The sequence below is a fragment of the Streptomyces sp. NPDC022910 genome (assembly GCF_055561075.1).
Genome location: NZ_JBVHHL010000013.1, coordinates 117,032 through 129,176 on the forward strand (window position 1 = coordinate 117,032; position 12,145 = coordinate 129,176).

Annotated in this window: 13 protein-coding genes and 1 pseudogene; 7 read left to right on the forward strand and 7 right to left on the reverse strand. The window is 71.4% G+C overall.

All coding sequences use genetic code 11. The features are described 5' to 3' along the window. The first annotated feature begins 60 nt into the window (after nucleotides 1-60). From ACZ3TS_RS15545 to ACZ3TS_RS15555, 3 genes are read left to right on the forward strand one after another with little or no spacing between them, the layout of a single operon-like run. Nucleotides 61-897: a chorismate synthase gene (locus ACZ3TS_RS15545; protein ID WP_467617933.1), complete on the forward strand. Its 837-nt coding sequence runs from the start codon at nucleotides 61-63 to the stop codon at nucleotides 895-897. Beyond that, nucleotides 894-2,003 carry an o-succinylbenzoate synthase gene (menC, locus tag ACZ3TS_RS15550; RefSeq protein ID WP_467617935.1) on the forward strand — a complete coding sequence of 370 codons (1,110 nt, stop codon included), beginning with the start codon at nucleotides 894-896 and terminating at the stop codon, nucleotides 2,001-2,003. Before ACZ3TS_RS15545 ends, menC begins: the two co-directional genes overlap by 4 nt. A gap of 42 nt (nucleotides 2,004-2,045) precedes the next feature. Next, nucleotides 2,046-2,837 (forward strand): S16 family serine protease, encoded by a 792-nt coding sequence (locus ACZ3TS_RS15555; RefSeq protein WP_467617937.1) that lies wholly within the window; start codon nucleotides 2,046-2,048, stop codon nucleotides 2,835-2,837. On the opposite strand, the gene ACZ3TS_RS15560 is transcribed toward ACZ3TS_RS15555, so the two are convergent. The 5 genes and pseudogenes from ACZ3TS_RS15560 to ACZ3TS_RS15580 form a co-directional block, all read right to left on the reverse strand. Then, nucleotides 2,834-3,016, reverse strand: a complete 183-nt coding sequence (locus ACZ3TS_RS15560; protein ID WP_467617939.1) for a hypothetical protein — start codon at nucleotides 3,014-3,016, stop codon at nucleotides 2,834-2,836. The two genes, ACZ3TS_RS15555 and ACZ3TS_RS15560, sit on opposite strands and share 4 nt — an antisense overlap. Before the next feature lie 20 nt (nucleotides 3,017-3,036). Next, nucleotides 3,037-3,627: an ArsR/SmtB family transcription factor gene (locus ACZ3TS_RS15565; protein WP_467617940.1), complete on the reverse strand. Its 591-nt coding sequence runs from the start codon at nucleotides 3,625-3,627 to the stop codon at nucleotides 3,037-3,039. A gap of 75 nt (nucleotides 3,628-3,702) precedes the next feature. Further along, complete coding sequence (locus tag ACZ3TS_RS15570; protein WP_467617942.1) at nucleotides 3,703-4,503, reverse strand: ABC transporter permease; 801 nt, start codon at nucleotides 4,501-4,503, stop codon at nucleotides 3,703-3,705. A 28-nt stretch (nucleotides 4,504-4,531) separates the two neighbouring features. Further along, nucleotides 4,532-5,174, reverse strand: a pseudogene (locus ACZ3TS_RS15575) (ABC transporter permease); the annotation flags it as partial. Nucleotides 5,175-5,192: 18 nt separating this feature from the next. After that, a complete protein-coding gene (locus tag ACZ3TS_RS15580) occupies nucleotides 5,193-5,672 on the reverse strand; it encodes an Lrp/AsnC family transcriptional regulator (RefSeq protein ID WP_467618031.1) in 480 nt (159 codons plus the stop codon). Nucleotides 5,673-5,794: 122 nt separating this feature from the next. On the opposite strand from ACZ3TS_RS15580, the gene hppD reads away from it, so the two are divergent. Both hppD and ACZ3TS_RS15590 read left to right on the forward strand, forming a co-directional pair. Beyond that, the gene (gene hppD / locus ACZ3TS_RS15585; protein ID WP_467617945.1) at nucleotides 5,795-6,940 is read left to right on the forward strand and encodes a 4-hydroxyphenylpyruvate dioxygenase; all 1,146 of its coding nucleotides are present in this window, start codon (nucleotides 5,795-5,797) and stop codon (nucleotides 6,938-6,940) included. A 137-nt stretch (nucleotides 6,941-7,077) separates the two neighbouring features. After that, on the forward strand, nucleotides 7,078-8,484 hold the full coding sequence (locus ACZ3TS_RS15590; RefSeq protein WP_467617946.1) for an FAD-binding oxidoreductase: 1,407 nt from the start codon (nucleotides 7,078-7,080) through the stop codon (nucleotides 8,482-8,484). 10 nt (nucleotides 8,485-8,494) lie between these two features. Here the strand turns inward: ACZ3TS_RS15590 and ACZ3TS_RS15595 are convergent, their stop codons facing one another. Further along, a complete protein-coding gene (locus ACZ3TS_RS15595) occupies nucleotides 8,495-8,938 on the reverse strand; it encodes an SsgA family sporulation/cell division regulator (RefSeq protein ID WP_467617948.1) in 444 nt (147 codons plus the stop codon). Nucleotides 8,939-9,191: 253 nt separating this feature from the next. Here ACZ3TS_RS15595 and ACZ3TS_RS15600 point away from each other — a divergent pair, with 253 nt between their 5' ends. Further along, nucleotides 9,192-10,715, forward strand: a complete 1,524-nt coding sequence (locus tag ACZ3TS_RS15600; protein ID WP_467617951.1) for an RDD family protein — start codon at nucleotides 9,192-9,194, stop codon at nucleotides 10,713-10,715. A 54-nt stretch (nucleotides 10,716-10,769) separates the two neighbouring features. Then, nucleotides 10,770-11,570 carry an RDD family protein gene (locus ACZ3TS_RS15605; protein ID WP_467617953.1) on the forward strand — a complete coding sequence of 267 codons (801 nt, stop codon included), beginning with the start codon at nucleotides 10,770-10,772 and terminating at the stop codon, nucleotides 11,568-11,570. Between the two features lie 146 nt (nucleotides 11,571-11,716). Here ACZ3TS_RS15605 and ACZ3TS_RS15610 read toward each other — a convergent pair whose 3' ends face one another. Beyond that, nucleotides 11,717-12,007 (reverse strand): hypothetical protein, encoded by a 291-nt coding sequence (locus ACZ3TS_RS15610; RefSeq protein WP_467617955.1) that lies wholly within the window; start codon nucleotides 12,005-12,007, stop codon nucleotides 11,717-11,719. Nucleotides 12,008-12,145: the final 138 nt, after the last annotated feature.

The window sequence follows — 12,145 nt, forward strand, 5'->3', positions numbered from 1 at the left end:
ACGCAGGTTTTGGCGTCTCGCACAACGCGGGGCCCACCGCGGGGCCCCGAGACTCGACCCATGACAGCAGAGACGGACCTGTCCGCCGCCCACGCGCGCGTGGCGCGGCTCGCGGACGATGCCGCACGCACCGCGGGCGTCCACCTCCGTACCGTGCACGACGTGACCGGACTCGCCGCCGTGGCCGACTACTTCAGCGACGTCTGGCGGACGCCCCGCAGCAGCCCGCCGATCCCGGCCGAGGTGCTGCACAGCCTGGTCCACGCGGGCGGTGCCGTGCACGCCGCCTTCGCGGACGAACGGCTGGCCGGCGCCTGTGTGGCCGCTTTCGGGCCGCCGGCCGAGGCGGACGCGTACTCCCTGCTGGCGGCCGCCGACCGTGGCCTCGGGTATGCCGTGAAGCAGGCACAGCGCGCCTGGTTGCTGGAGCACGGCGCCCGCACCCTGCGCTGGACCTTCGACCCGCTGGTCGGCCGCAACGCCCGCTTCAACCTGGTGAAGCTGGGCGCGACCGGCACGGAGTACCTGGTCGACTTCTACGGTCCGATGGCCGACGGCGTGAACGACGGCGACGAGAGCGACCGGCTGACGGTGACCTGGGACCTGGCGGCACCCCGGCAGCCGCAGGAGAGCGATGACCGCGCCTGTGCCCTTGCCACGCACATGGGTCCCGACGGCGCCCCGCTCGCCCGCCGCTCCCCGGACGACCGGCACGTGTGGTGCCGCGTCCCCGAGGACGTCGTGGCCCTGCGCACCGCCGACCCGGCGCTCGCCCTGCGCTGGCGGCACGCCGTCCGTGACGTCTTCACGGAGCTCTTCGCCGAGGGCTTCACGGCGACGGGCATGTCCCGGGACGGCTGGTACACGCTCACCCGCGAGGAGGGCTCCCCGGCATGAAGCTCGAACGCGTCGAGGTCGTCCACGTGGCGATCCCGCTGGTCACCCCGTTCCGCACCTCCTTCGGGACCATGACCACGAAGGACACCTTCCTGCTCCACGTCGTCACCGACACCGCCGAGGGCTGGTCGGAGTTCGCGGCCGACCCCGAACCGCTGTACTGCTCGGAGTTCGTCGCCGGAGCCGAGATCGTCCTGCGCGACTTCCTGCTGCCGCGCGTCGCCGCCCTGCCCCGCCTGACGACGGCCGCGCTCGCCCCGGCCATGGCGAAGATCAAGGGGCACGAGCTGGCGAAGGCGGCACTGGAGACGGCGGTCCTGGACGCGGAGCTGCGCGCCCACGGCATGCCTCTCGCCACCTACCTGGGGGCAGTACGGGACCGGGTGCCGGCCGGGGTGTCGGTCGGTATCAAGAACTCCGTACCCGAGCTGCTGGACGACGTCGAGCGCTACCTCGCCGAGGGATACGTCCGTATCAAGCTGAAGATCGAGCCCGGCTGGGACCTGGAACCCGTACGAGCCGTCCGCGAGCGCTTCGGGGAGGTGCTGCCGCTCCAGGTCGACGCGAACACCGCGTACACCCTCGCCGACGCCGAGCACCTGCGGAGGCTGGACGAGTTCGGGCTGCTGCTCATCGAGGAGCCGCTGGACGCGGACAACCTCCATGCCCACGCCCGGCTCCAGCAGCGCATCGCGACCCCGGTCTGCCTGGACGAGTCCCTGCACAACGCACGCGACACCGCCTCCGCGATCGCGATGGACGCCTGCCGGGTCGTCAATGTGAAGCCCGCGCGGGTCGGCGGCTACCTGGAGGCCCGCCGCGTCCACGACGTGGCGCACGCGCACGGGGTGCCTGTGTGGTGCGGCGGCATGCTCGAGACGGGCATCGGCCGCGCGCCCAATCTCGCGCTGGCCGCCCTGCCCGGTTTCACGCTTCCCGGCGACACCTCGGCGTCCTCCCGCTACTTCGCCGAGGACATCACCGAACCGTTCGTCCTCCAGGACGGCCATCTGCCGGTGCCGTCCGGGCCCGGGATCGGGATCGAACCGCTCCCGGAGGCGCTGCGGCGCTTCACCACCGGCCGGAGCGAGCTGTACGGGGGCTGACCGCCGCCTGGCCGGAAGTCACCGCCACGTTAGATTGATCCCGTGCTCTCTCGCCTCTCGCGTCCCAAGGCCGTCACCGTCTGCGCTCTTCCCGTCGTGGCCCTGCTCGCCACAGCGGCGTTCGCGCCGCTGCCGTTCTCCGTGGCGCAGCCCGGCATCACGGCGAACGTCCTCGGTGCGAACAAGGGCACGCCCGTGATCACGGTCAGCGGGGCACCCACCCGTACGACGACCGGTCAGCTGCGGATGACGACGATCGAGGCCACGGGCCCGGACGCGCACGTCTCCCTGGGCGACGTGATCGACGGCTGGTTCCGCTCGGACCAAGCGGTGCTGCCGCGCGATGCGGTCTATCCGAGCGGCAACACCGTCAAGGAGATCGAACAGCACAACACCGAGCAGATGAAGCAGTCCCAGGACGCGGCGACCCGGGCGGCGCTGAAGTACCTGGACCTCGGCGACAAGAACGTCAAGGTCACGCTGAAGCTCGCGGACGTCGGCGGCCCGAGCGCGGGCCTGCTGTTCACCCTCGGGATCATCGACAAACTGGACGGCGACGGCAGCGGCGGCGACCTCACGGGCGGCCGCACGATCGCCGGTACGGGCACGATCGACGCGGCCGGCACGGTCGGCGCGGTCGGCGGGGTCGCCCTCAAGACGCAGGCGGCCCGCCGGGACGGCGCGACGGTCTTCCTGGTCCCGAAGGCGGAGTGCTCCGACGCGAAGGCAGAGCTGCCGAAGGGGCTGCGGCTTGTTCCGGTGACCACGCTCAAGGGCGCGGTCGACGCGTTGGTGGCGCTGGAGAAGGGGCAGGGCTCGGTACCGAGCTGTTAGACCGCGGCGGGCCGGGGCGCGGCGGCCAGCCGCAGCCCGACCTCGACGAGGGTCCAGCCGAGCCGTACGCGCAGGTCGCGGGGTTGCCTGGCCGCGACGGCGAGCCGGTGGGCGTCGGCCTGGGCGTGGAGTTCGGCGGCGCGGGTCTGGTGCAGGGCGAGGTGGGTCTCGGGGTACATGGGAAGTGGCCTCTCTGCCGTCAGTCCGTGGTGACCGGGAAGGCGTGCGTGTGAATGCGCACCTGCTCGGCGTCGGGTGCGTCCGCCATCGCGGGCAGGTTGCGGTACTCCTCGACGAGGGCGTGCAGCTTCTCGATCAGTTCGCGGGCGAGTTCGGGCGTGAGTCGTAGGGTCATGTCACTCAGGTCAGAGCCGTGGGCCCATTTCTCGGACCTGGTGTGCCGGTTGCCGAGCCAGGTGGACAGCTCCTGAGCGTGCTTGGTTGCCACCTCGTGCATGACCATGTCGATGGCGCCGCGCACGGTGGGGTTGGCGTCCGTGAACAGGGCGTCGTCGAACATCAGGCCGTCGTGGGCGGCCTTCCACCACCGCTCCCGCCCTTTGCCATGCTCCGGGGCGTCCTCCACGAAGCCGTAGGTTGCGAGCTGGCGCAGGTGGTAGCTGGTCGCTCCGCTCGACTCGCCCAGTCTCTCGGCGAGTTGGGAGGCGGTGGCCGGTCCGTTGAAGCGCAGGGCGTCGAGCAGCCGCATGCGCAGCGGGTGGGCGAGCCCGCGCAGCGAGCGGGCGTCGAGGTGGCGGATCTTGCGTTCGTGGGGCTGGGGCTCCGGCATGCGTACAAAGATAACGTTGCAAAGAGTCCGTTGCAACAACTTCTTTGCAACCGACTCTTTGGAACTCTCGGGCCTTCAGGCCCGTTTGACGAACCGCGACCGCAGCAGCAGCTCCCCCAGTGATGCCAGCCAGTCGACCAGGAGCGCCAGTGCGATCGTGAGGACCGAGCCGAGCAGGAGCAGCGGCATGCGGTGATGGGTGATGCCCGTCGCCATGAGCACGCCCAGGCCACCGCCTCCGCCGAAGGTCGCCAGGGTCGCCGTGCCGACGTTCAGGACCAGGGTCGTGCGCACACCCCCGAGGATCAGCGGGAGGGCCAAGGGCAGTTCCACGCGGATCAGTAGGCCCAGGGGGGACATGCCGATGCCGTGCGCGGCCTCCAGCAGCGTCGGATCGCGGGGCCTGAGTCCCGCGATCGTGCTCGACAGGACGGGCAGGACGGCGTAGACCACGATGCCGACCAGGACCGCCTTGCGGCCGGTGCCCAGCACGAGCACCGGCAGCGCCAGCAGGCCCAGCGCCGGAACCGTACGCCCCATGGTGGTGATCGCCGTCGCCACGGGGGTGACGTTGCGCAGCGCCCCGCGGGTGAGCAGGACCCCCAGCGGGATCGCGACGACCAGTACCAGGAACGTGGCGATCGCGGTCAGCTCGACGTGCTGCCACAACGCCTTCGACACCCGGCCGCGCGACAGGGCGTCCTGGGAGAACGCGTCCAGGTGGGCGTGCCGGAACCACAGGAGGGTCGTCAGCAGCACGACCACCAGGGTCAGGGGCAGGAAGGTCAGCTTCTGCCAGGTGATCCGCGGTTTCGGGGGGCTGGGCGCGGCGGGCGCTTCGGTCTCCTTCTGCTCCTCCACCTCGGGCGTGGTCACGTCGCCTTCTCCTCCGGTTGTGCCGGTGCCGCAGGCCTCGCGGTGATGGTCAGCCGTCCGAGAAGCAGGTACGCGGCGTCGAACAGCAGCGACAGGACGACGATCCCGAGGGTGCCCGCGAGCACCCGGTTGAGCGCGTTCTCGTCCTCGGGGGAGCCGAGGCCGCGGAAGATCTCGTTGCCGAGTCCGGGCCCGGAGACGTACGCGGTGATCGCGGCGAAACCCATCAACAGCCGCGTGGAACTACGGATCCCGGTGAGGATCGACGGCCAGGCCAGGGGCAGCTCCACACGGACGAGCCGGGCCTGCCGCGACATGCCGATGCCCCGGGCCGCGTCCACCAGTGACGGGTCGACCGTGCGCAGGCCCGCGAGGGAGTGCCGCACGACCGGCAGCAGCCCGCACAGCGTCAGCGCGATGACCGTCGGCGCCACGCCCGAGCCGACGACCGGGACCAGGAGGCCGAGCATCGCGAGGGCGGGGACGGTCAGGAACGCGCCGGTGGTGGCCGTGGCGAGGGTGCCCGCCCGCTCGCTGCGGCAGGCGGCGACACCGATCAGCACGCCGAGGACGGCCGCCAGGACCGTGCACGGTAGGACCGCGCCGACGTGCCGGAGGGCGTCCATGAGCAACTGATGGTGGCTGGTGCCCAAGTACTCCCAGAAGCTCACGTGCCCTCACCCCGTCGATCAGGTCCTCTCCCGGTCCTCCGCCGCCTGCTCCACCAGCGGGATGATCCGCAGTGGAACGGGGTTCTCCATGACGATCGCCGTGGAGGCCCGCACGATGCCATCAAAACCGACAACCCGATCGATCACACGTTGAAGATCGGCATTCGAGCGAGCCACCAGCCGGCACAGCATGTCTCCGCTGCCCGTGGTGGTGTGCAGCTCCAGGACCTCGGGGACGGTCGCCAAGTGGGCCCGTACGTCCGGCCCTTGCCCCTGCCGGATCTGCAGCGTCGCGAACGCGGTGACGGGGTAGCCGAGCGCGGCCGGGTCCACCTGAGGTCCGAATCCGCGGATCACTCCATTTGACTGAAGCCGGTCCAGGCGCGCCTGCACGGTGCCGCGCGCCACCCCGAGCCGCCGGGACATCTCCAGCACCCCGATGCGCGGCTCCCGCGCGAGCAGCACGATGAGCCGGGCGTCCAGATGATCGATCGCCATACCGCGCTCCAGGATGGTCATCATGTACAGAACGCCCGCCGAGACGGACCTGTCGCTGAACAGATTGCCCAGTCGGAAAGCAAACTATTGCGCACCTTGCGGGGACGGGTGAGGCTGCCGATATGACGCAGACCACACACCACACCCCCGACACCGCGCGCGAGGCAGACCCCTTCCCGGTCAAGGGAATGGACGCGGTCGTCTTCGCCGTGGGCAACGCCAAGCAGGCGGCGCACTACTACTCCACCGCCTTCGGCATGCGGCTCGTGGCCTACTCCGGACCGGAGACGGGCAGCCGCGAGACCGCTTCGTACGTCCTGGAGAACGGCTCGGCCCGTTTCGTCTTCACCTCCGTCATCAAACCCGCCACCACCTGGGGCCACTTCCTCGCCCAGCACGTGGCCGAGCACGGCGACGGCGTCGTCGACCTGGCCATCGAGGTCCCGGACGCGCGTGCCGCGTACGCGTACGCGATCGAGCACGGCGCCCGCTCGGTCACCGAGCCCTACGAGTTGAAGGACGAGCACGGAGTCGTCGTCCTGGCGGCGATCGCCACGTACGGCGAGACCCGCCACACCCTGGTCGAGCGCACCGGTTACGACGGCCCGTACCTGCCCGGCTTCGTCGCCGCCGACCCGATCGTCGAGCCGCCCGCCCACCGCACCTTCCAGGCGATCGACCACTGTGTCGGCAACGTCGAACTCGGCCGGATGAACGAGTGGGTGCAGTTCTACAACAAGGTCATGGGCTTCACGAACATGAAGGAGTTCGTGGGCGACGACATCGCGACCGAGTACAGCGCGCTGATGTCCAAGGTCGTGGCCGACGGGACGCTCAAGGTCAAGTTCCCGATCAACGAGCCCGCCGTCGCCAAGAAGAAGTCCCAGATCGACGAGTACCTGGAGTTCTACGGCGGCCCCGGCGTCCAGCACATCGCGCTCAACACGAACGACATCGTGCGCACAGTGCGGACGATGCGGGCGGCCGGTGTGCAGTTCCTCGACACCCCGGACTCGTACTACGACACCCTCGGCGAATGGGTCGGCGACACCCGCGTCCCCGTCGAGACCCTGCGCGAGCTGAAGATCCTCGCCGACCGCGACGAGGACGGCTATCTGCTGCAGATCTTCACCAAGCCGGTCCAGGACCGTCCGACGGTCTTCTTCGAGATCATCGAGCGCCACGGCTCCATGGGCTTCGGAAAGGGCAACTTCAAGGCCCTCTTCGAGGCGATCGAGCGCGAGCAGGCCAGGCGCGGCAACCTGTGAGCCTCTGAGAACGCGCAACCGGTCCTGCGGGCGCCCTGTGGCGCCCGCAGGACTCGCCCGCACGGTGGCCGCCTCCCGCCCTCCGCCCGGCACCCCGCGCGGACGGGGTTCACACCGCAGCCTCCGGGTGCGACGCTGTGATCATGAGCCGTATCGAAGCCCCGCGCGACGAAGTCACCGGCAACCTCCTCGACCGTCTCAGGGCCGGCCTGCCCGCCGAGGCCGTCCTGAGCGACCCCGACGTCACGGTCTCGTACGCCAACGACATGGCGAGCTTCTGCGCGGCCGGCACCCCGGCCGTGGTCGTGCTGCCGCGCACCGTCGAGCAGGTCCAGCACGTCATGCGGACCGCCACCGAACTGCGTGTCCCGGTCGTCCCGCAGGGCGCCCGCACCGGCCTGTCGGGCGGGGCCAACGCCTCCGACGGCTGCATCGTGCTCTCCCTGACGAAGATGGACCGGATCCTGGAGATCAACCCGGTCGACCGCGTCGCCGTCGTGGAACCCGGCGTCATCAACGCCACGCTCTCCCGCGCGGTGAACGAGCACGGCCTGTACTACCCGCCGGACCCCTCCAGCTGGGAGATGTGCACGATCGGCGGCAACATCGGCACGGCCTCCGGCGGCCTGTGCTGCGTGAAGTACGGGGTGACGGCCGAGTACGTCCTCGGCCTGGACGTGGTCCTTGCCGACGGACGCCTCATGTCCACCGGCCGCCGGACGGCCAAGGGAGTCGCCGGTTACGACCTCACCCGGCTCTTCGTCGGCTCCGAGGGCTCGCTCGGCATCGTGGTCCGCGCGATCCTCGCCCTGAGGCCCAAGCCGCCCCAGCAGCTGGTGCTGGCGGCCGAGTTCGCTTCCGCTGCCGCCGCCTGCGACGCCGTCTGCCGGATCATGGAGGGCGGGCATGTGCCGTCCCTCCTCGAACTGATGGACCGTACGACCGTCAAGGCCGTCAACGACCTCGCGCACATGGGCCTGCCGGAGAGCACGGAGGCCCTGCTGCTGGCCGCCTTCGACACTCCGGACCCGGCCGCCGACCTCGCCGCGGTCGGCGCGCTGTGCGAGGCCGCCGGCGCCACCGAGGTCGTACCGGCCGACGACGCGGCCGAGTCCGAACTGCTCCTGAAGGCACGGCGGTTGTCGCTCACCGCGCTGGAGGCCGTCAAGGGCACGACGATGATCGACGACGTGTGCGTGCCCCGCTCGCGGCTCGGCGAGATGCTCGAAGGGGTCGAGCGGATCGCCGAGAAGTACCGGCTCACCATCGGGGTCTGCGCGCACGCGGGCGACGGCAACACGCACCCGACCGTCTGCTTCGACGCGCAGGACCCCGACGAGTCGCGGCGCGCCCGCGAGTCCTTCGAGGAGATCATGGGCCTCGGCCTGGAACTCGGTGGCACGATCACCGGCGAGCACGGCGTGGGCGTCCTGAAGAAGGAGTGGCTGGCGCGCGAGATCGGTCCGGTCGGCGTGGAGATGCAGCAGGCGGTCAAACAGGTCTTCGACCCACTGGGCATCCTCAACCCGGGCAAGCTCTTCTGACCCACCCCGTTCACTCGTCGTCGGCGGCGGGGGCACCCTCCTGGGACGGGGCGAGCAGCTCGGCGAGGCCGTCGTCCATGCCGAGCCGCCCGGACTCCGCACCCGGAGGCACCAGCCGCAGCGTGCGCTCCAGCCACGCCGACACGGGAGCGGCCGGCGCCTCCAGCAGCGCGTCCCCGCCCGGTGAACTCAGCGCTATCAGGACGACGCTGCGGCCCGCGACCTTCGTCGGCCACACCCGCACATCGCCGTGCCCGCACGGTCCGAACACGCCCTCGACGAGCAGCTCACGGGCGAAGGTCCAGCTCACGGGCTGTTCGGAGTCGATGTGGAAGGTGATGTGCACGGCGTACGGGTCGTCGGTGCGGTAACCGAGCCTGGCCGGGACCGGGATGCTGTGCTCGGGGGACAGGACGAGTTCGAGCTCCAGCTCGCGTTCCACCACGGTGTGCATGATGTGCGGTTCCTCTCCGGTACGGGGGCCTCGCGGGCCTCGCGGTCGGCCCGTACGAGTGAGAGCGAGGAGGTGCGGAAGGCATTACGCGAGTTTCGGAGAATTTCTTTCGGGGTGTGTTCCGAGTGTGTGAAGGGCGTGCGCGGTGTCGCCCGGAAAGGGGTGGGTACGGGCGGAGGGGCAGTACCCTCACCCCGGTTCTGATAGATGTGGGTGTCCACACGATCCCCCGAGCAGATACGGGACGACGGACATGAGCGCCCCAACCCCGGCACCCGGTGACGACAGGCCCCGCGAAGGCTATTACCCGGACCCGTCCATTCCTGGATATGTCCGGTACTGGAACGGCGCCGCCTGGGTCCCGGGCACCAGCCGGCCGGCGCCCAGCGACGGCCGGCCGCTCTCCCCGCCGCCCGGCGCGGGCCCCGCCCAGCCCTCGGTGGAGGAGACCGGTCCGCACTTCTTCGACGAGGACCCGGTCGAGGAGCCCCCGCGGGTGAGCCCGGCCGACGCCCAGCACGGCAGCCGTCCCGAGCCCGCCTCGGCGTGGGGCGCCGACCGCTCCCAGCAGTCCGGCTTCGGCGGCGACCAGGACCGCCGGGTGTCGTGGGGCGCGCCCCAGGGCGCCGACCCGCGGGTCCCGCTCGCACGGCCCGACGGCACGGCGACCCGTGCGGACGGCACGGCGACGATCCCGCCCGCCGACTCCGGCTCCGGCTCCCCCGCGGCCCCTGAGGGCACGGTCGTGTTCCGCCGGCGGCCGCGCGGCGAGGGCGCCGGGGCCGCTGCCCAGGGCACCTCCGGCCCCGATGGTCCCGCGCCCTCCGAGGGCACCATGGCGTTCCGTGCGCTCTCCCCGCGCGCGGGGGAGCAGGGCGGAAGCACGGGGGCGACCGGTTCCGGTTCGGGGCAGCCCGCGGCCCCCTCCACCCCGAGCTCCCAGGCCGCGGCCCATCAGGCGCTGGGCCTCGACCCGGAGGCGTCGAACCCCGCCCCGCAGCGTACCGCCCCACCACCGCGGCAGCCGTCGGCTCCGTCGCCGTCGACGCCCGCGGCGGGGCAGCCCCCGCAGCAGCCGGCCGGTTCCCTCTCGCAGCAGCCCGCCACCGGCCTTCCCCACCAGTCCACCGGACCCGCCGAGACGCCCATGACCACGGGCCCGGGCGGCGGCCAGCCTTCCTGGGCGCAGCAGGTGCACCGGCTCGCGAGCTCGGGACCGGACGGCGATCGGCCCGTCGCGCCGTGGAAGCCGCCGGTGGAGGACGTGTTCCAGGCCGCCGCCCGGGCGCAGGCGGCGGCCCGGCCCGCCGCCCTCGGCAAGCGGCTGGCCGCCCGGCTCCTCGACACGCTGGTGCTGGCGGCGGTCACGGGCGTCGCCGCCGTACCGCTGGGCACCAAGGCGATCGACCACGTCAACGACAAGGTCGACGCGGCCAGGCTGTCCGGGGAGACGGTCACGGTCTGGCTGCTCGACGGTACGACCTCGGTCTACCTCGCCGTCGTGCTCGCCGTGCTCCTCGGCTTCGGCGTCCTCTACGAGGTGCTGCCGACCGTCAAGTGGGGCCGCACGCTCGGCAAGAGGCTGTGCGGTATCGAGGTGCGGGACATCGAGGCCCATGAGCCGCCGGCGTTCGGTCCGGCCCTGCGGCGCTGGCTCGTCTACAGCGTTCCCGGCCTGCTCGTCGTCGGCGTCGTCGGCGTCGTGTGGTGCCTGTTCGACCGCCCCTGGCACCAGTGCTGGCACGACAAGGCGGCGCACACGTTCGTGGCGGGCTGACCCGGACGGACCTGTAGGGATGCGGAGCCGGAGGGTTCGCGGTCGACTCGGGCCATGAGCACCCAACCGCCGCCCCCCGGCTCCGGGGGGTCCCCGGAGGACGACCCGTTCAGGAAGAAGCAGCCTCCGCCGTCCGAGGGCGGCGGCTCCGAAACCCACTGGGGCCCGCAGTACGGCAGCCCGCCCCCGCCCGGCGGTGAGCCCCCGCATGGCGCGCCCCCGCCCGGCGGCCAGCCCCCTTACGGCGCCCCTCCGCCCGGCGCCCCTCCGCCCGGCGGCGGGCCGCCCTACGGCGCGCCCCCGCCCGGCGCCGGAGGCCCGTACGGCGCGCCCCCGCCGCACGGCGGCGGTCCCTATGGCGGCGGAGGTCCCTACGGCCCGTACGGCGGCACGGACCCCCTCGCCGGAATGCCCCCGCTCGCCGACAGCGGCAAGCGTGTGCTCGCCCGGATCATCGACATGATCATCGTCGGGATCGTCGTCGTGCTGTTGTCCTGGGCTTTTCGCACCACCGAGTACAACGTCGACGCCGACCGGATGGAGTACGGCAAGTCGGTGGGGCAGTCCGTGATCGCCGCCGTGCTCTACACGGCCTACGACACGATCATGATCGCCAGATCGGGGCAGACGCTCGGCAAGAAGCTGATGAACATGCGGGTGGCCAACCTGGCGGACGGTTCCACGCCCTCCGTGCAGGCATCGCTGATCCGCGCGTTGGTGCTGTGGCTCCCGTTCGCGTTCTGCTGCGCCTGCATCTGGACCGCGATCTGTGGCGGCTGGAGCTTCTTCGACAAGCCCTACAAACAGGGTCTGCACGACAAGGCGGCCAAGACCGTGGAGGTCAGCACGGTGTGAGGGGCTGAGCGCGAGGTAGGCGGCGTACGCATGAACCGGCGGGCCCGTGCATCACGGGCGCGCCGGTTCGAGTGCTCTTTATGATTCGAGTGCTCTTTATGAGGTTGTGCGTGGTGCCCGTGAGGTGCTGCGTGTGCGCGCCCGGTTCAGGGGTTCGCCGGCTCGTGTACGGACTCGGCGGCCGCTGCGGCTCCGACAGACGCCGTCGGGCGCCCGGCCGTGGCGTGCTGCCGGGCGGCGGGCCGTCCGGCGGTGGCCGAAGTGGACTTCGGCAGGGGAACCGTCATGGCGACGAGCAGTCCGAGTGCGAGCGCCGCGAGGGCGATCACGGCGATCCCCAGACCCGAACTCGTCTGTGACAGCAGCAGCATGGCGAGGGTGGAGAAGATCACGGTGCAGGAACCGTAGGCGAGCTGTGCGGCGTTCGGACGAGGCATGGCCATTCCTCGGGGTGGGGGTCTCCCCCCGGTGCCTCTCGCGATGGGGGAGGATGCGGACAACTGTAGTGGAACCGGGGGCACTTGGGGCGGGACCGAGAATCGCGGAGTGACAACGGTGTCGACGGGGCAATCCGT

What these genes read in the sequence shown, in the direction of transcription:
- ACZ3TS_RS15545 (WP_467617933.1), top strand. Translation starts at nt 61, where the DNA reads ATGACAGCAGAGACGGACCTGTCCGCCGCCCACGCGCGCGTGGCGCGG.
- menC (WP_467617935.1), top strand. Translation starts at nt 894, where the DNA reads ATGAAGCTCGAACGCGTCGAGGTCGTCCACGTGGCGATCCCGCTGGTC.
- ACZ3TS_RS15560 (WP_467617939.1), bottom strand. Translation starts at nt 3,016, where the DNA reads ATGTACCCCGAGACCCACCTCGCCCTGCACCAGACCCGCGCCGCCGAA.
- ACZ3TS_RS15565 (WP_467617940.1), bottom strand. Translation starts at nt 3,627, where the DNA reads ATGCCGGAGCCCCAGCCCCACGAACGCAAGATCCGCCACCTCGACGCC.
- ACZ3TS_RS15580 (WP_467618031.1), bottom strand. Translation starts at nt 5,672, where the DNA reads ATGGCGATCGATCATCTGGACGCCCGGCTCATCGTGCTGCTCGCGCGG.
- hppD (WP_467617945.1), top strand. Translation starts at nt 5,795, where the DNA reads ATGACGCAGACCACACACCACACCCCCGACACCGCGCGCGAGGCAGAC.
- ACZ3TS_RS15595 (WP_467617948.1), bottom strand. Translation starts at nt 8,938, where the DNA reads ATGCACACCGTGGTGGAACGCGAGCTGGAGCTCGAACTCGTCCTGTCC.
- ACZ3TS_RS15600 (WP_467617951.1), top strand. Translation starts at nt 9,192, where the DNA reads ATGAGCGCCCCAACCCCGGCACCCGGTGACGACAGGCCCCGCGAAGGC.
- ACZ3TS_RS15605 (WP_467617953.1), top strand. Translation starts at nt 10,770, where the DNA reads ATGAGCACCCAACCGCCGCCCCCCGGCTCCGGGGGGTCCCCGGAGGAC.
- ACZ3TS_RS15610 (WP_467617955.1), bottom strand. Translation starts at nt 12,007, where the DNA reads ATGCCTCGTCCGAACGCCGCACAGCTCGCCTACGGTTCCTGCACCGTG.